Annotated in this window: 15 protein-coding genes; 6 read left to right on the forward strand and 9 right to left on the reverse strand. The window is 72.3% G+C overall.

Annotated features, from left to right (window positions below; genetic code table 11):
- Positions 1-174 precede the first annotated feature (174 nt).
- Positions 175-1,443 carry an aminotransferase class I/II-fold pyridoxal phosphate-dependent enzyme gene (locus tag IF20_RS00590; protein WP_052862893.1) on the reverse strand — a complete coding sequence of 423 codons (1,269 nt, stop codon included), beginning with the start codon at positions 1,441-1,443 and terminating at the stop codon, positions 175-177.
- 525 nt (positions 1,444-1,968) lie between these two features.
- On the opposite strand from IF20_RS00590, the gene IF20_RS00595 reads away from it, so the two are divergent.
- Both IF20_RS00595 and IF20_RS00600 read left to right on the forward strand, forming a co-directional pair.
- The gene (locus IF20_RS00595) at positions 1,969-4,089 is read left to right on the forward strand and encodes an ATP-binding protein (protein WP_052862894.1); all 2,121 of its coding nucleotides are present in this window, start codon (positions 1,969-1,971) and stop codon (positions 4,087-4,089) included.
- A 189-nt stretch (positions 4,090-4,278) separates the two neighbouring features.
- On the forward strand, positions 4,279-4,602 hold the full coding sequence (locus tag IF20_RS00600) for a hypothetical protein (protein ID WP_052862895.1): 324 nt from the start codon (positions 4,279-4,281) through the stop codon (positions 4,600-4,602).
- 112 nt (positions 4,603-4,714) lie between these two features.
- On the opposite strand, the gene IF20_RS40650 is transcribed toward IF20_RS00600, so the two are convergent.
- The 5 genes from IF20_RS40650 to IF20_RS00620 form a co-directional block, all read right to left on the reverse strand.
- Positions 4,715-5,041, reverse strand: a complete 327-nt coding sequence (locus tag IF20_RS40650; protein WP_052862896.1) for a transposase — start codon at positions 5,039-5,041, stop codon at positions 4,715-4,717.
- A 46-nt stretch (positions 5,042-5,087) separates the two neighbouring features.
- Positions 5,088-5,819: a DUF6192 family protein gene (locus IF20_RS40655; protein ID WP_324605541.1), complete on the reverse strand. Its 732-nt coding sequence runs from the start codon at positions 5,817-5,819 to the stop codon at positions 5,088-5,090.
- A complete protein-coding gene (locus tag IF20_RS40660; RefSeq protein ID WP_324605542.1) occupies positions 5,797-6,108 on the reverse strand; it encodes a hypothetical protein in 312 nt (103 codons plus the stop codon). Before IF20_RS40660 ends, IF20_RS40655 begins: the two co-directional genes overlap by 23 nt.
- Positions 6,109-6,243: 135 nt before the next feature.
- On the reverse strand, positions 6,244-6,897 hold the full coding sequence (locus tag IF20_RS00615; protein ID WP_052862897.1) for a response regulator: 654 nt from the start codon (positions 6,895-6,897) through the stop codon (positions 6,244-6,246).
- Positions 6,894-8,108, reverse strand: a complete 1,215-nt coding sequence (locus IF20_RS00620) for a sensor histidine kinase (RefSeq protein ID WP_234426475.1) — start codon at positions 8,106-8,108, stop codon at positions 6,894-6,896. The genes IF20_RS00615 and IF20_RS00620 overlap by 4 nt, the downstream gene beginning before the upstream one ends.
- 362 nt (positions 8,109-8,470) lie before the next feature.
- Here IF20_RS00620 and IF20_RS00625 point away from each other — a divergent pair, with 362 nt between their 5' ends.
- Positions 8,471-9,061 (forward strand): GlcG/HbpS family heme-binding protein, encoded by a 591-nt coding sequence (locus IF20_RS00625; RefSeq protein WP_052862898.1) that lies wholly within the window; start codon positions 8,471-8,473, stop codon positions 9,059-9,061.
- Positions 9,062-9,127: 66 nt separating this feature from the next.
- Here IF20_RS00625 and IF20_RS00630 read toward each other — a convergent pair whose 3' ends face one another.
- Both IF20_RS00630 and IF20_RS00635 read right to left on the reverse strand, forming a co-directional pair.
- Entirely contained in the window at positions 9,128-9,625 is a 498-nt protein-coding gene (locus IF20_RS00630) for a nucleoside deaminase (protein ID WP_052862899.1), read from the reverse strand.
- A 278-nt stretch (positions 9,626-9,903) separates the two neighbouring features.
- Complete coding sequence (locus tag IF20_RS00635) at positions 9,904-11,205, reverse strand: multidrug effflux MFS transporter (protein WP_052862900.1); 1,302 nt, start codon at positions 11,203-11,205, stop codon at positions 9,904-9,906.
- A 45-nt stretch (positions 11,206-11,250) separates the two neighbouring features.
- Here IF20_RS00635 and IF20_RS00640 point away from each other — a divergent pair, with 45 nt between their 5' ends.
- From IF20_RS00640 to IF20_RS00650, 3 genes are all read left to right on the forward strand, one after another.
- Positions 11,251-11,796 (forward strand): MarR family winged helix-turn-helix transcriptional regulator, encoded by a 546-nt coding sequence (locus IF20_RS00640; RefSeq protein WP_052862901.1) that lies wholly within the window; start codon positions 11,251-11,253, stop codon positions 11,794-11,796.
- Between the two features lie 30 nt (positions 11,797-11,826).
- On the forward strand, positions 11,827-12,576 hold the full coding sequence (locus tag IF20_RS00645) for a maleate cis-trans isomerase family protein (protein ID WP_052862902.1): 750 nt from the start codon (positions 11,827-11,829) through the stop codon (positions 12,574-12,576).
- 256 nt (positions 12,577-12,832) lie between these two features.
- Positions 12,833-16,006 carry a glycoside hydrolase family 2 TIM barrel-domain containing protein gene (locus tag IF20_RS00650; RefSeq protein ID WP_052862903.1) on the forward strand — a complete coding sequence of 1,058 codons (3,174 nt, stop codon included), beginning with the start codon at positions 12,833-12,835 and terminating at the stop codon, positions 16,004-16,006.
- Here the strand turns inward: IF20_RS00650 and IF20_RS00655 are convergent.
- Positions 15,904-16,845 (reverse strand): LysR family transcriptional regulator, encoded by a 942-nt coding sequence (locus tag IF20_RS00655; RefSeq protein WP_110943661.1) that lies wholly within the window; start codon positions 16,843-16,845, stop codon positions 15,904-15,906. The two genes, IF20_RS00650 and IF20_RS00655, sit on opposite strands and share 103 nt — an antisense overlap.
- Between the last annotated feature and the right edge of the window lie 47 nt (positions 16,846-16,892).

A 16,892-nucleotide genomic window follows, 5' to 3' on the forward strand; every position in this document is an offset into this window, starting at 1 on the left:
ACGCACGCAGTGGTGGTTCGGTACGTTCGCTGAGAGGTCCTGCCCCCGCTCAACCTCACCTGCGCGCTGCCCGCCGCCCTGTGCGCCGTCGCCGCCTGCACAGCCGCGGTACTGCGCACGCCGGCCCGGCAAACCGTCCGTGCGGAGGCCGGGCCGGTGTGGCGGCGGCCGGGCTCAGGCGGCCCGCTTCTCGTACCCCACGAGGCGGACGCAGACGGCGAGGCCCTCGATCGCCTGCTCCACCTCGGCCGGGCTCGGGTAGCTGGGGGCGATGCGGATGACCGCGTCGCGCGGGTCGTCGCCGTACGGGTGGGTGGCGCCGGCCGGGGTCAGCACGATGCCGGCCTCGGCAGCACGGCGTACGACCTCCTTGGCGCAGCCCTCCGGCACCTCCAGCGTCACGAAGTACCCGCCCTTGGGCGAGGTCCAGGTCGCGAGCCCGGTGCCGCCGAGCTCGGCCTCCAGGATCCGCCCGACCGCCTCGAACTTGGGCTTGAGCAGGGCGCACTGGCGCTCCATGTGGGCCCGCACCCCGTCGGCGTCCCGCAGGAACAGCACGTGGCGCAGCTGGTTGACCTTGTCCGGGCCGATCGACCGCTTGGCGTTGTGGGCGAGGAGCCAGCGCACGTTCTCCGGCGACGAGCCGAAGAAGGCGACGCCCGCGCCCGCCATGGTGATCTTGGAGGTGGAGCCGAACACGAACACCCGGTCCGGGTTGCCGGCCTCGGCGCAGGCCGCGAGCAGGTCCGCGATCTCGACGGGCTCGTCGGCGAGGTGGTGCGCGGCGTAGGCGTTGTCCCAGAAGATCCGGAAGTCGGGGGCCGCGGTGGGCATGGCGGCGAGCCGCGCCACGGTCGCGTCGCTGTAGCTGTCACCGGTGGGGTTGCTGTACTTCGGTACGCACCAGATGCCCTTCACCGCCGGGTCCTCGGCGACGAGCCGCTCCACGGCGTCCATGTCCGGACCCTCGGGCGTCATCGGCACCGGGATCATGTCGATGCCGAACCGCTCGCAGAGCGAGAAGTGCCGGTCGTAGCCGGGCGCCGGGCAGAGGAACGCGATGCGCTCCTGGTCCACCCACCGCGTCTCGGCGCCGGGGACCACGCTCAGCATGGCGTGCACGAGACAGTCGTGCATCAGCTCCAGGCTGGAGTTGCCGAGCGCGAGCAGCTGCGCGGCCGGCACCTGCAGCACCTCGGCGAACATCTCACGCAACTCGGGCAGGCCCTGCAGGCCGCCGTAGTTGCGTACGTCCGTACCGTCGGCCGCGGTGTGCCGCCCGTCGGGCAGGCTGAGCAGGTCTTCGGAGAGGTCGAGCTGCTCCGGTGCGGGCTTGCCGCGGGTGAGGTCGAGCGAGAGTCCGCGACCGACGAGGGCCTGGTAGTCCTGGCGGGCTCGTTCGAGGAGTCCGGTCAGGGCGTCGGGGCTGAGCTCGGTGGTCATGCGGTTTCCTCTCCCGGGTGGCGCGCTTGCTCACGGTGCGTGATCTTCGGCGGATGACGCCTGCCGAGGATACAAACCCGGGCGACGAACGACCGTGGCCCCCATCACCCGCACAACGTCCGGTGAGCGGTGTACCGGCCCTCCCGGCGCTCAGTACCTGCTCCTGGAGTAGACATGCCAATAGCGGGCGCCTCTTCGCCCGTGGCGGGGTGTTGAGGGCGATCAGTGAAGGGCATCTTGGTGTCTTCCGCCGTGTGGCTCTGTACGTGTCTCCGGGGCCGTTTCGAAGTGATCGAGGGAGTCGCTATCTGACCGGGGCTGTGATGTCGGTTTGTTCTGACGTCGCTCGGGGTCTTGCGGTGGAATGGTGAGGTGCGCTTGTCCGCCGGAGGGGCAACCGGCGCGCGGCGCTTTTCGCGATCCCCGCCCCGTCGTTCTTCCCGGCCGGGCTGGGCGCCATGGGCGGCAGGTCCTGGCCGCCTGATGCGGGTGCCGGGGTGGGCTGGAGCAAGGGGGGCAGTCGGGGTGGAGTTCTACAGGGCGGGCTGGGCGGCGGGTGAGGCGCCGGAGGAGACCACGAGTTTCGTCGGCCGGCGAACCGAGCTGCTCGGGACCGCCCGGGCGCTTCGGGAGGCCCGGCTGGTGACGTTGACCGGGGTGGGTGGGGTGGGCAAGACCCGGCTCGCGTTGCGCGCCGCCCGCGAGGTGCGCGCGGCCTTCCCCGACGGGGTGTGGCTGGTGGGGCTCTCCTCGCTGGCCCGCACCGAGCAGCACGCCAGCGAGCTGCTCGCTCTCACGGTCATGGAGGCCCTGCATCTGGCGGACCAGACCACCTGCCCGGCCGCCGAGGTGGTGTGCGAGTGGCTGGCCGACAAGCACCTGCTGCTCATCCTGGACTGCTGCGAACATCTCGCCCCCGCCTGCGCCCACCTGGCCGGGAACCTGCTGACCGCCGCGCCCGGGCTGCGCATTCTGGCCACCAGCCGCCAGCCGCTGGGCACCCGGGGCGAACGCGTGGTGGCGGTGCCCCCGCTGCCCGTTCCCGGGCAGGACCGCCCGCCGGCCGATGCGGAGGACGGGCAGGATGCGGTGGCGCTCTTCCTCCAGCGGGCCGCAGGCACCGCGCCCGGCCTGGCCGCCGACGCCGCAGCCCGTGAGGCGGTGGCCGAGATCTGTGCCCGCGTGGAGGGCATCCCCCTGGCGATCGAGCTGGCCGCCGCCCGGCTGCCCGACCTCACCCTCACCCAGCTCCGCGCCCACCTGAAGGCCCGTTTCGAGGTGCTCGCCACCGGCCCCGACGCGTGCGGCGCGGGCGAGCCGCGGCATCAGGCGCTGCGCACCACCATCGGCTGGAGCCACGAGCTGTGCGCCCCGCTGGAGCGGCTGCTGTGGGCCCGGCTGGCGGTGTTCGCGGACGGCTTCGGCCAAGAGGCGGCGCAGGCGGTGTGCGCGGGCGGGCCGCTGGCCGCCGCGGACGTGCCGCGGCTGCTGGACGCCCTGGTGGGCAAGTCGCTGCTGCAGCGGCGGGCGTACATGACGGGGTTGGTGCGGTACGCGATGCTGGACACGGTGCGCGAGTTCGGCGCCGACTGGCTGGCCGCCCTGGGTGAGGAGGAGGCCACCGCCCGCCGTCACTGTGACCACTTCCTGGGTCTGGCCCGGCGGGCCGCTGCCGCCTGGATCGGCCCCGGTCAGGTGGCCCGGTACGTGCGCACGGTCGCCGAGCACGCCAACTTCCGGGCCGCCCTGGACTTCTGCCTGACCCAGGACGAGCGGCAGGCCGCGCTGGAGCTGGGCGGGGCGCTGTGGTTCTTCTGGTTCGCCTGCGGATACGCGCGGGAGGGCCGCCACCACCTGGACCAGATCCTGGCCCGGTGGCCGGAGCCGGGGCCGGCCCGCAGCAAGGCGGTGTGGGCATGCGGTGCGGCCGCCATCGCCCAGGGCGACGCCGACACAACCCTACGGCGGGCCGGGGAGCTACGTGTCGCCGCCGAGACGGCGGACAGCCCGGCCATGCTCACCGCCGCCGCTTGGCTCAACGGCGCCGGCTTGTTGCTGCTCGGAAAGCACACGGAGGCCGCCGCGGTGTTCGACGCGGCCCCGGACACCCGGGATCACGGCAGCCCCTACGCCGGGGCCCGCCTGACGCTGCGGGTGGCCCGCGCGTTCGTCCACGCCGCGCTGGGGGAGTTCGCGGACGCCATCGCGGTGGCCGACACCTTGCGCGCGGAGTGCGACATACGGGGCGAGCTGTGGGCCAAGGCCTGGGCCGACTACATGCGGGCGCTGGCGGCGCGCGGACTCGGCCGGCCGGAGGAGGCCGACGTGCACGCCCGAGCCGCCCTGGAGGGCAAGGCCCTGCTCCACGACAGCCTCGGCATCGGCACGGCCCTCGACCTGCTGGCCTCGGTGGCCGCGGACAGCGGCCACGGGCAGCGGGCGGCCCGGCTGCTCGGCACGGCCCAGCAGGTCTGGGACACTCTTGGCCGGGCCCAGATTGGCGTGCCCGAGCTCGTGGCCGCCCGCGCCGCCTGCGAGCACCAGGTGCGGGAAGCCATCGGGGACGGCGCGTACGAGGCGGCCTTCCGCAAGGGCCTGGAAATCAGCATCAAAGACGGGCTCATCCATGCCCTGCGCCAGACCTGAAAGGCCGCAAGTGCCCTCGTTCGCCCATACATCGGTGTAAGCAGCCCCGACCACGCCTGTCCATGTCCACCTCGCCGGTTTCGACGGCGTGGGCGATCCAGTCGCAGGTGGCCCGCCGACGCTACCGGAATCGGCCCGGCGCACGCTCTTCCCCTCCCTCCTCAGGGAAACGGCCACCTGCTGGGAGTCGTGAACCTGTTCCATGCACGGCCCGGCCCGATAGCCGAGACACAGCTGGCGGCGGCGCAGGCTCTGGCAAACGCCGCCGTCATGGCACTGACGCAGCGCCGGAAGTACGAGACTGTCCGCCAGGAGAACGGGCAGATGCGGCAGGCCCTGTCCAGTCACGTAGTGATCGAGCAGGCCAAGGCGTGCTCTCGGCCCGCCTACAGATCCCCGTGGACGAGGCCTTCGCCGGCTGCGCGCCACGCCCGCTCCAGCCAGCAGAAGATCAACGCGCTGCCGGCCCAGATCACCGAAGGCTACCTTCCTGTTGAACTCCTAACGCAGTGATCAGCCACTCGCCGTTGGACCCGGTGATCCGCTCGTCGAGCCGGGGCCAGCAGCCGGTCGGCCCGGGCTGACGTCCCTGCGGAAGGGTGTTGTCATCCCCGCCAGAACGGCGTCATGCTGCCTGCACGCTGTTGCCCGGGCGTGGTACCGCCGCGGTGGGATAGGTGGTCCCGCGGGCCAGACGGCGGCTCATCAGCGTAATGACGGCGGTGTTCACCATCGCCTCGGCGTGGGCGGGGTTGCGCTCGTAGTCCCGGACCAGGCGCCGGGCGTGCATCCACCAGCTGATCGACCGCTCCACGATCCATCTCCGGGGCCCCCGCGCAAACGCCGTCTCATAGGACTCCAGGTGAGCGGGGTCGGCGGTGAAGAGGTAGCCGTCATCCCGGGTCCAGATCAGCGGCGGCCAGCCCATCTTGGTGATGATGTCCCGCAGCATGGCCAGCCCGTCCTCGCCTGGTGGCGGGAGAGCTCGCAGGCCCTCATCAGCTGCGGGAAGTGCAGGCCCGCAGGGCGGGCTTCCAGCAGAATCCGGCAGATGCACTCGGCATGCCGGCGGGCGGCGTCGCCCCGACTGCGTGAGCGTGGCATGGCCAGTCCCCCCGCAGCAGGCGGGCCAGCTCCTCGTCCATGTCGGTCTCGCCGGTGGACACCACGTGGGCCACCCAGTCACAGGCGGCCCGCACCCGGGAAAGGCTGGTGTCGATCACGGCTCGTGCGTCGTCCGACAGGTCCCGGTGACGGAACAGCGGCACCAGCCGGTTGACCGAGGCCACGAACTTGTGGCAGGTGCCCACCATGTCCAGGAACTCGATCGTGCGGTCGATCTGCCGTGTCAGCGGAGCCACCGGATTCTCCTCCCGGGTGAGCCCACCTGTCTCCATGATCTGGTTCGCCCGCTCGGTCTGAGCCTTGTTGAACAGGTGCCGGGCGGTGTCGTCATTCGCGGCACGGAAGGCGACCGCGGGCCGGCGCAGGAAGTCGGTCGCCACCCGCGCGGCCACCTGCTCATCGGCCGCCAGGTCGTGGATCGCCTCCACCTTCTCCTGGACCGACTGCGGGGTGTCCACCTGCCAGCCCACCTGCCGCTTCGCCGCATCATCGGTCCACCGGAACTGGCCGGTGCGGACGTGCCTGGGCGGATTCTTGATCCGCTCGAAGCGGTCCTCCAGCTTCTCCAGAATGCGGTGGATCTCAAACGGAACCCCCTCCCGCACGCTGCGCGGGCGGCCACTTGCTCGCCGTCTGCCGGGCGGTACGGACCTGGTTGTAGCTGACGCCGATGTCCTCGGCGAACATGCTCAGCGTCTCCTGGACGCTGAGCAGCTCCTCGCTGCCATTCGGCATCGAGCCGCCGTGCGGGCGCAGCGGCTCGATCTCCAAGGCGTCGTCCCGGATTTTGAACTGGATCTTCGAATCGTCCAGCACGAGCTGCTGGTCCTCGGCCACAAGCTCGTCGTACCGCTCACGCGTAACGCTGCCCACGTTGGTGGCACTTGCGGGCATGAGATCTACCCCCTGCGGCACGGGGCGTCGGCTCTCCTTGCCGGCAACAAGCCCCGGCCCCGCACCGAGCGTCGACCTGCTATCCGATCCACAGCAACCACTGGCCAAAGCTCACAAGATCAAAGGAACGGGTACTCAGGGCAGCAGGCGTTGTTCCTTGGCGACCGCGACGGCCCCGGCCCGGGTGTCGACGCCGAGCTTGTCGTAGATCCGGCCCAGGTGCGTCTTCACGGTGGCCTCACTGATGAAGAGGGCGCGCGCGATGTCGCGATTGCCGAGGCCGCGCGCGAGCTGCCCCAGAATGTCCAGCTCGCGTGCGGTGAGGACGGGGCGCGGGCTGCGCATACGGGCCATGACCCGGCCCGCGACGGGCGGCGACAGTGCGGTGCGTCCCTGCGCGGCGGAGTGGATCGCCGCGAACAGTTCCTCGGGCCGCTCGGCCTTGAGCAGGTAACCGGTGGCGCCGGCCTCGATGGCCCGGGTGATGTCCGCGTCGGTGTCGTACGTGGTGAGGACGAGCACGTACGGAGCGCCGTCCCGCGGAGCCGTGATGCGGCGGGTGGCCTCGACGCCGTCGATACCGGGGCCGAGCTGCAGGTCCATGAGGACCACATCCGGTACGAGCCGGCCGGCCAGCGCGACCGCCTCCGCACCGCTCCCCGCCTCGCCGACGACCTCGATGTCCGGCGCACTGCCCAGCAGGGCGAGCAGCCCGGCCCGTACGACGGCGTGGTCGTCGCAGATCAGCAGCCGTACGGGGGCCGACGGGGCGGTGGGTGAGGTGCTCACGGGCGCTCCGGAGGGTGCGGGGAGTTCGGGGAATTCGGGGGATGCGCGGAAGGCGAGGGGGCGAGGGGGATCGAGGCGGACAGGACGGTGCCCTCGCCGGGCGCCGACTCGATGGTCAGGGTGCCGCCGGCCTGCCGCAGGCGCGCCCGGATGGCGGGCAGCCCGTGCCCGCGCAGGCCGTCGCCGGGCGGCTGGTGGGCAGGCGCGGCTGCCCCGGTCGGGTTTGGTGCGAAGCCGCGGCCGTCGTCCGCCACGTCGAGCACGATCTGGTCGTCCAGGCAGGTCAGGGTGAGGGTGGCGGTCGTCGCGCGGGCGTGCTCGCGGACGTTGGCCAGGGCGCCCTGGGCGATGCGCAGCAGTGTGGCCTCGGTCCGTTCGGGCAGCGCGGCCGGTGTGCCCTCGATGTGGCAACGCACGGTCAGTGCGTCCGTGCTCTCCCGCGCGGCGAGCGTGCGCAGCGCTTCGGTGAGTGAGCCCCCGTCGCTCAGGTCGGCCGGTGCCAGGTCGTGGACGAAGCGCCGCGCCTCGGCGAGGTTGCGTTCGGCCACCGCTGCGGCCGCCCGGACATGACCGCGGGCCTGTTCCGACTCCGTGCGCCAGATCCGATCGGCGGCCTGGAGAAGCATGCGCTGGCTGGAGAGGCCCTGCGCGAGCGTGTCGTGGATCTCCATGGCGAGCCGCTGGCGCTCGGCGAGCGTGCCCTCGCGGCGTTCGGTGGCGGCCAGGTCGCGCCGCGTACGGACGAGGTCGTCGATCAGGGCGCGCTGGCGGGCCGACTGCCGCTGCATGTGGACGAAGACGGCGGTGGCGACCGCGGCCACGGCCGGCGGTGCGAGCAGCAGGTTCGGGTCGGTCCAGCCGGCCAGCTTCAGCTGGGCGGCGACCACGAACACGGTGAGCAGTGCGACCAGGGCGACGGCGGCACGCGTCGGCAGCGTGCGCAGTCCCGTGTACAGCAGCGGCACCGCGCACCACGCGAAGCTCGGCGCGAGCACCACCAGGACCACCCAGCCGCCGACGACGAGGGTCAGCCAGGTCAGCCGGGTCAGGCGGCGGGGCGCGAGGCGGTCCCGCAGCGCCGGTACGAGGACGTACAGCACGGCGAGTGCGGCCGACAGCGCGATGATCCACGGCGTGCGGGGCTCCCCCGGGTGCCGGATCAGGAACCGGACCAGCGAGGCGCCGAGCAGCACGAAGAACGCGGCGTGCATGACGGCGGCGAGCCAGCCGGCATCGGGATCGGGATCGGGATCGGCCACGGTGTGCCGCCGGTGCGGTACCGCCACCTCCGGGCCTCCTATCAGCAGGTCACACGCCCACGCGGACGTGCCGTACGTCCAGGGTGGCCCAGCAGGGCGGGGTGCGGGGTCAACCGATCGGATGACCCCGGTGTCCTCCGGTCCGCCCGGCGGGTGGAGCCGGTGGGCCGACGCCCTGCCGCGGGCCCCGAACCAGGATGGATGACGCCACCGCACCACACACCACTCCCCCTCACCTGCCATCCGCCACACACCGCACAACACACGAACACACACAACACACAACACACAACACACAACGGAGCCGTATCACCATGAAGCATGTGAAGACCGTTTCGAAGCGCACCCGCCTGGTCACCGGGGGTGCCGTCGCCGCCGCGCTGATCGCCGGTACCGCCGGCGCCGTCTCGGCCCAGGCCTCCCCCGCCTCCCCGGCCACCGCCGACCGGACCGCCGCCGACCGGACGGACGCCGCGAAGCCCGAGGCGAAGAGCGGTGGCCTGGTCAACTCCAGCCACCTGGGCATCGACGCCGCCGCGCGGGCGGCGCAGGGCGCGCTGAAGGCCGCGGAGAAGGAGAACCAGCACGTGTCCGTCGCGGTCGTCGACCGCAACGGCAACACCCTGGTCACCCTCCGCGGTGACGGTGCGGGACCGCAGTCCTACGAGGCGGCCGAGAAGAAGGCCTTCACCGCGGTCTCCTGGAACGCACCCACTTCCGAGCTGACCGAGCGCCTCCAGTCCGCGCCGACGCTCAAGGACATCCCCGGCACGCTGTTCCTCGCGGGCGGTGCCCCCATCGACGCGAAGAACGCCCCGGTGGCGGGCATCGGCGTCGCGGGTGCTCCCAGCGGCGACCTGGACGAGAAGTTCGCCGAGGCGGGGGCCGCCACGGTCGCCAAGTAGGCGAAAGTTACGGCCGGTTCGGCCCGGCCAGGTCGGGGGCGGACCCCTGGACCGGCAGGCCGGGCATCACGCGGTGGGGACGCCTGTCACACGGCGCTCGCCACCGTTGTGCTGCTGCCAGACCTTGAACACCTCGGTCGCGTCCTCGCGGGGCCGGTAGCGCATCGGCAGCCGCCGCTCGTCCCAGTTCTTGCCGAACTCGTCGTAGAACGTGGCGAGTTCGAAGTACTTGCGGTCGTCCACGTAGTGCGGCTCGTAGGCCTCGCGGGTGGTGAGGAAGACGACCTCGTCCGGGCTGCAGTAGTACAGCGCGCCCAGACACATCGGGCAGGGCTGCGCGAGGACGTGGATGACGGTGCCCGTCAGGTGCTCGGTGCCCAGCTTGGTGCAGGCCTCGCGGATGGCGAGGATCTCCGCGTGCGCGGTGGGGTCGTTGGTCTGCGCGACGCGGTTGGCGCTCTCGGCCAGGATTTCGCCGTCCTTGGCGATGACGGTCGCGAACGGGCGGCCCCCTTCCGCCACGTTCCGGCGGGCGACGTCGATGGTGCGCTGTACGAGGTCCACGGAGTCCTCCGGAGTGGTGGGGGCGGGTTCCGGGCGCGTACCGACCCGGGTGCCGGCCCTTTTCACTCTGCATGAGCAGCAGCTCCAGCGGCCGAGGCGCGCCATGCATCACTGCTGTCGGGGTCAGCCGTGCATCCGTACGGCCGGCCTGTAGCGAGCCGCCATGGGGGCCGGTACTGCGCCATCCGCGCCCCCGCCATCCGTCACCCGCTCGGCGCGCAACTGTTGAACCGCGCCGATGCCGGGTGTGCGGTGCCGCGTTCCGCCGAGGTAGCGGCTCAGTTCTCGGTCTCGCCGTGGCGTTGCCACGGGCGGACCAGGGTGAGCAGGCAGAGGGCCGCTGCGACCAGGGCGATCAGCATGATGAGGGCCATCGGGGCGGAGCTGCCCTCGCCGAAGGCGCCCACCAGGGGTGATGCGGCCGCGCCGAAGAGGAACTGGAGGCCGCCGAGGAGGGCGGAGGCCGCGCCGGGGGTCGCGCGTCCGAGGGTCTGGCCGAGGCTCATCGTCGCGGGGAAGGTCACGCCGATGCCGCCCAGCGTCAGGAAGAGGCAGATCCAGGTGCCGGCCAGCGTGGAGCCGATCGTGGCCAGCAGGAGGACCTGTACCAGCGCGCCCAGTCCGGCGACGCAGACGCCGGCGGTGAGCAGTGTGTTCAAGGGGACGTGGTGGCGGGCCAGCTTCCCGAAGACCGCACCGGCGATCAGCATGGCGATGGCGTTGCAGGCGAAGATCAGCGAGTAGACGGTGGCGGAGACGCCGTAGAGGTTCTCGAAGACGAAGCTCGACCCGCTGATGTAGGCGAACAGTGCCGCCGCACTGAAGCCGAGGACGAGCACGTACCCCATGAAGGCACGGTCGCCCAGCAGCGTGCCCATCGCGCGGAAGGTGCCGCCGATGCCGCCGCTGTGGCGGCGCTCGGGCGGCAGCGACTCCGGCACCTCGGCCACCACGGAGAGCAGCAGGAGCGCGCCGATGACGGCCAGGACGACGAAGACGGCGCGCCAGGTGGAGACGGACAGGATGGCGCCGCCGACGACGGGCGCCGCGACGGGTGCGACGCCGAGGATCTGGGACAGCAGGGCGAAGTAGCGCGGGATGTCGGGGCCGTGGAAGCGGTCGGTGAGGACCGCGCGGGCCAGCACCATGCCCGCGGCTCCGCATACGCCTTGCAGGAACCGGGCCGTGGTCAGCACCTCGACGTTCGGCGCGACGGCGCAGGCCAGGGAGAGCACGGTGAAGCCGATGCCGCCCCATATCAGCAGTCCGCGCCGCCCCAGGCCGTCGCTGATCGGGCCCACCAGTACCTGCCCGACGACGAGGCCGGCCAGGAACGCGGTCATGGTGAGCTGGACGGCGGAGCTGCTCGCGTGCAGGGTCTCGCCCATGGCGGGGAAGCCCGGTACGTACATGTCGGTGGCGAGCGGGGCGATGCCGGTCAGCGCGCCGAGGACCGCGATCAGTGCGCCCGTGCGCTTGCGCGGCTGGCCCGCGGCGTCGGGCGCCTGGGCGGTTGCCGCGACAGCACCCGCGTCGGTGGCGTGCGGGGACTCGCTGGAAGTATGAGGCGGAGATACCATCCGCAAAAGGTAACCAATAGTTCACCGGTTTACAAAGGAGCGTCCGTGACCCTCCCCCCGCATGCCGTGCGCGAGCAGTGGGCCGTCCACAACCCCGGTCTGGACACCTCGCCCATGGAGGTGGTGGCCCTGGCCAAGCGCATCATCGCCCTCTTCGACCAGGCGGTCGAGCCGCTGTACGACGGCGCTCCGCTGACCGCGCCCGAGCTGGACGTGCTGGTGCCGCTGCGGTACGCCGACGAACCGTCGATCGCCCGCCGCCTGGCCGCCAACATGGGCGTCTCACGGGCAGGCATGAGCAAGGCACTGGCCAAGCTGGAGAAGCGCGGCTTCATCGAGCGCGTACCCAATCCGGCCGACCGCCGGGCCGCCCTCGTCACCGTCACCCCGGCCGGTGAAGAAGCCATCGACGCGCTCTTCCCGCGCCAGCTCGCCGTCGAGGCCGAGCTGCTCGCCGGGCTGGGCGAGGACCGGGACCGGGTCGTGACCGCGATGAGCCGGCTCGCCGAGGTCATGGAGCGCCGCATGGCCGAGGGCTCCCCCGCCGTACCGGGCGGCACGCGGACCGCGCCCGTCGCACCGACCGCATGAACCGCCCCGTGCTCCACTAGCCTCGGCTCCATGCGGCACGGCGACGAGGAAGCCGGCACGGACGGACGGCCGCGGGTCGGGGTGGTGGCCTCGTTCGACTTCACCCGGCAGGCGGAGCTGTTGCGGTGGATGCCGGACGAGGTGACGTGCGCGCTGGCCTTCACGCGGCCGGTGCCGTACGAGGACAACTGGCAACTGGTGTCCCGGCTCGGCCGGCCGGCAGTGCTCGCGGAGCCGCTGCGGGAGTTGCGGAGCTCCGCCGACGGCATGCCGGAGGCCGTGGCGTACCTCTGCACGGCCTGCAGTTTTGTGGGCGGCGTGGCCGGCGAGGCGGCACTGCGGGCGGCGATGACGGAGCACGGGGTGCCGCACGCCCTGACGACGAGCGGCGCCGCCGTCGCCGCGCTGCGGGCGGTCGGCGCCCGCCGGGTCGCCGTGGTGCATCCGTACCAGGCGCCCGTGGACCGCGCGCTGGCCCGCTATCTCGAAGCGTCCGGGTGCGAGGTGGCCGGCCTGACCGCGTTGGGTTTGGAGTCGGTCGACGAGGTGTACGGCGTGCGGGCCGAGCGGGTCGAGCAGGCCGTGGCCGCCGGCGACCGGCCGGGAGCCGACGCGGTGTTCGTGAGTTGTACCGCGCTGCCGACGTACGACGTGCTCCCGGCGCTGGAGAGGCGGCTCGGCAAGCCCGTGATCAGCGCGAACCAGGCGACGGTGTGGGCGCTGTCGCGTGCTGTCGGGATGCGGGCGCGCGGTCCGGGGCAGCGGCTGCCGGCGCACTGACGACTGTCCGAGGCCGAGAACCGCACGAACCGCGTGAACAGCGCGAATACCGCTCTGCCCCCGCTCTGCCCCCGCTCTGCCCCCGCTCTGCCCGCGCTCTGTCTCCGCCCCGCCTGCTCTCTGCCTCCGCCCCGCTTCCGCTCTCCTGCTGCTAGTTGAGAACTTTTGTTTTGTTCATTGACATATCTCAACAGGAGTCGACAGACTCAGCGCGTTCGGCTGCCTCGTCACCCTCACGGATCACCGGAAGGCACACATGGCCATCTCACGACGCGCGGTTCTGGGCGGAGCCGGCGCCTCCCTCGGCGGAGTCCTCGGCGCACAACTGGCGATGGGCGCCGCGGCCTCGGCGGCCGGGCGGGCGGCGCCGGTGGCGGACGAGGCGCCGGGTGCACGACGGGAGACCGACCTCCGCCACGGGTGGCGGTTCGCGCTCGTCAACACCACGGGGGCGGAGGCGCCTCGGCCCGCGGACGACGATCCGGCCTGGCGCGAGGTGGACGTGCCGCACGACTGGAGCATCGGCCTGGACCCCGTCAAGGACGAGCGCACCACCGCCGGCTCCGGCTACCTCCCCGGCGGGCTCGGCTGGTACACCAAGACCTTCCCCCTGCCCGCGAATACCGCGGGGAAGCGCATCTCCGTCGAGTTCGACGGCGTCTACATGGACGCGCAGGTGCACTTCAACGGGAAGCCGGTGGCCACCCACCCGTACGGCTACACCGGGTTCGCCGTGGACCTCACCGACCTGGCGCACACCGACGGCCGGACGGCGAACACCCTCTCCGTACGCGCACGCAATCAGGTGCCCAGCAGCCGCTGGTACTCCGGCAGCGGCATCCACCGGGACGTCCGGCTGGTCGTCACCGACCCGGTGCACATCGTCCGGCACGGCGTCACGGTCACCACGCCGGACCTGGCGCGGAAGGCCGCGGCGGGCCACGCCGCCGTGCACGTGGCGGTGGCCGCCGTCAGCGCGGTACGGAAGTCCGTACGGGCGGAGGTCACGGCGACGGTACGGGACGCGGACGGACGACGGATCGCGTCGGGGGCAACGCCCGCGACGCTGGGCGGCGACCCGGCGACGGTCTCGCTCGACCTGCGGATCGACAGGCCCCGGCTCTGGTCGGTGCGGCGGCCCTACCTCTACACGGTCGACATCCGGGTCACCGTCGACGGCCGGACCGTGGACGAGACGAGCACGCCGTTCGGGCTGCGGTGGACCGCCTTGGACCCCGACCACGGCTTCATGCTCAACGGGGAGCGGATGAAGCTGCAGGGCGTCAACCTCCACCACGACCTGGGGGCGCTGGGCGCCGCCTTCCACCCCGCCGCGGCCCGCCGGCAGCTGGAGATCATGCGGGAGATGGGCGTCAACGCGCTGCGCACCTCGCACAATCCGCCGGCGCCCCAGGTGGTCTCGCTCTGCGACGAGCTGGGCATTCTGCTGCTGGTCGAGGCGTTCGACTGCTGGCGCACGCCGAAGAACCCGTACGACTACGGCCGGTTCTTCGACGAGCACAGCGACGCCGACATCAAGGAAATGGTGCACGCGGCCAAGAACTCGCCCGCCGTGGTGATGTGGTCGATCGGCAACGAGATCCCGGACAGCACCGCCGAGGCCGGGGTGGGCATGGCCGAGCGGCTGATCGAGGCCGTGCGGTCGGTCGACCCGACGAGGCCGGTGGTGATCGGCTCGGACAAGTACCGCGGTGTGCCGAAGGACGGTTCGCCACAGGACCGCATCCTGCGCATGCTCGACGGCGTCGGGCTCAACTACAACTCGGCCGCCTCCGTCGACGCACTGCACGCCAAGTACCCCGACACCTTCTTCTTCGAGTCCGAGAGCTCGTCGAGCACCTCGACCCGTGGCGTGTACGAGAGCCCCGGACAGCTCAACACCGGTGAGAACTACACGCCCGGGCGCCGCGGCGCCTCGTCCTACGACAACAACCTGGAGTCGTGGACGATGAGCGGCGAGTACGCCCTGAAGAAGGACCGCGACCGGGAGTGGTTCGGCGGCCAGTTCCTGTGGACCGGCATCGACTACATCGGTGAGCCGACACCGTACGACGACGTCTTCCCGGTGAAGTCCTCGTTCTTCGGCGCCGTCGACACCGCGGGCTTCCCCAAGGACCAGTTCTCGCTGTTCCGCAGCCAGTGGAGCACCACGCCGATGGTGCACCTGGTGCCCATGGACTGGACGGACCACCGCCCCAAGGACGTGGTGACGGTGTGGGCGTACACCAACGCCGACAGTGTGGAACTGTTCCTCAACGGCCGGTCGGTGGGGGCCCGCCGCTTCGACCGCAAGAAGACGGCGGACGGGCGGGCGTACCTGGAGACGACCGAGGCCACCGGCGACGACAAGACCGTCACCACGGGCCCGTACCCGGGCAGCTACACCAGCCCCAACGGGAGCGCCGGCCGGCTCCACCTCACCTGGCAGGTGCCCTTCGAGCCGGGCAAGCTCGTCGCCGTGGCGCGGCGGAACGGGCGGGAGGTCGCCCGCGACACGCTGCGCACGGCGGGCGAGGCCGCGGCGGTGCGGCTGACGCCGGACCGGAAGGAGGTGGCAGCCGACGGCAGTGCGCTGCTCTTCGTCACCGCGGAGGTGACCGACTCCCGGGGCGTCCTCGTGCCCGGCGCCGACCACGCCCTGACCTTCCGGGTGACCGGCGGCCACCTGCTCGGCCTCGACAACGGGCAGCAGGAGAGCGCCGAGAACTACCACGCGCCCGTGCGCGCCGCCTTCCACGGCAAGGCCCTCGCGATCGTACGGCCGACCGGGGGCGCCTCGGCGGTCACGGTCACCGCACGGGCCGCAGGCCTGCACTCCGGTGAGGCGCGGATCGCCGTCACGGGCGGCCGATCGGGCGCCTCCGGGGCCGTGGCGCCGACAGCGGCAGCGGTGCCGGGCGGGCAGGAGACCGCCACCGGCGGCACGTCCGCGGACGCGAGCTTCTCCGGGGCGCCGGACACCGTGCCGGCCCGGATGCTCGACGGCGACCCGGACACCGGCTGGTCGAACCACTACCGCATGGCGGCGACCGGTCTGCTGCCCGCCGTCAGCGCGGCGCGGGCCGCGGACCGGGTATCGGTGACCTGGTCGCGCCGCCGCCGGGTCGCGGGTGTCGAGGCGTCGTTCACGACGGACGACGCCACGTACGCACTGCCCGCTGCGATCGCCGTCAGCTACTGGGACGGCAGGGAGTACGTGCCGGCGGACCGCGTGCGCATCGAGTGGGCGGACGCCTCGGACTCCCCCACCCGCGTCACCTTCGATGCGGTGCGTACGACGCGGATCAGACTGGACCTGACGAGCCGTCACCCCGGCCAGGAGAACGGGTCCCTCCGTATCGTCCGGCTCGCCGCCACCGACGCGCTCCAGCCGGTGCGCCGCGTCCCGCGGTCCCGTCCCTCCCGGTAGAGGTCCGCCAGCAGGGCGACCGCGGCGTGTGTCGCCGGGTGGGGGTCGTGGCGCCGCCATATGAGGTGGACCGTGACGGGCGGGGCGTGCCGCAGCAGGCGGAAGACGACGCCATCGCGGCGGTACTGGCCGGCCGTGCTCTCGGGGGTGATGCCGATGCCGCGTCCGGCGGCGATCGCCGCGAGCCAGTCGTCGACGTCCCGGGTGTGCTCGATGACGGGACGGCCGCCCTCCGGCCACAGCTCGGCGGTGGTGGTGCCGGTGCGCCGGTCGGCGAGCACGGTGCGGGTGGCGGCGTCGGCCAGCGGGATGGCGCGGCGGGTGGCCCACGGGTCGTCCGCCGCCAGTGCGCAGTAGCGCCGCTCCTCGCCGACGGCGGCGCTCGCGAAGCGGTCGGCGTCGAACGGTTTGCGCACGACCGCCAGGTCGCACAGCCCCTCGGCCAGTCCGCCGGTGGGCGAATTGGTGCGGATCAGGTGCAGTTCGATGTCGGGGTGCAGGGCGGCCCAGCGCCGCTGGTACGCGGTGGTGTGCCGGCCCATCGCCGACCACGCGTGGCCGATGCGGAGCCGGGTGTGGCCGGTGGTGGCCTCGCGCAGCAGGTTGTCGGCGTCGGCGAGCAGCTGGCGCGCGCGGGCCAGCACCTGCACACCGGCGGTGGTGGGGGTGACGTTCCGGCTGGTGCGGTGGAGCAGCCGCACCCCGAGGACGCCTTCGAGCGCGCCGAGGGTGCGGGACACGGCGGCCTGGGAGATGCCGAGCTCGATGGCGGCGTCGGTGAAGCTCCCGGCGTCGACGATGGCCACCAGGCACCGCAGGTGGCGCAGTTCCATATCCATGACTCCAGCGTATGGATAAGACCTCGCATGCATTTTGCGTATGCGGG

Source organism: Streptomyces niger (genome assembly GCF_000718305.1).
Classification (GTDB): domain Bacteria; phylum Actinomycetota; class Actinomycetes; order Streptomycetales; family Streptomycetaceae; genus Streptomyces; species Streptomyces niger.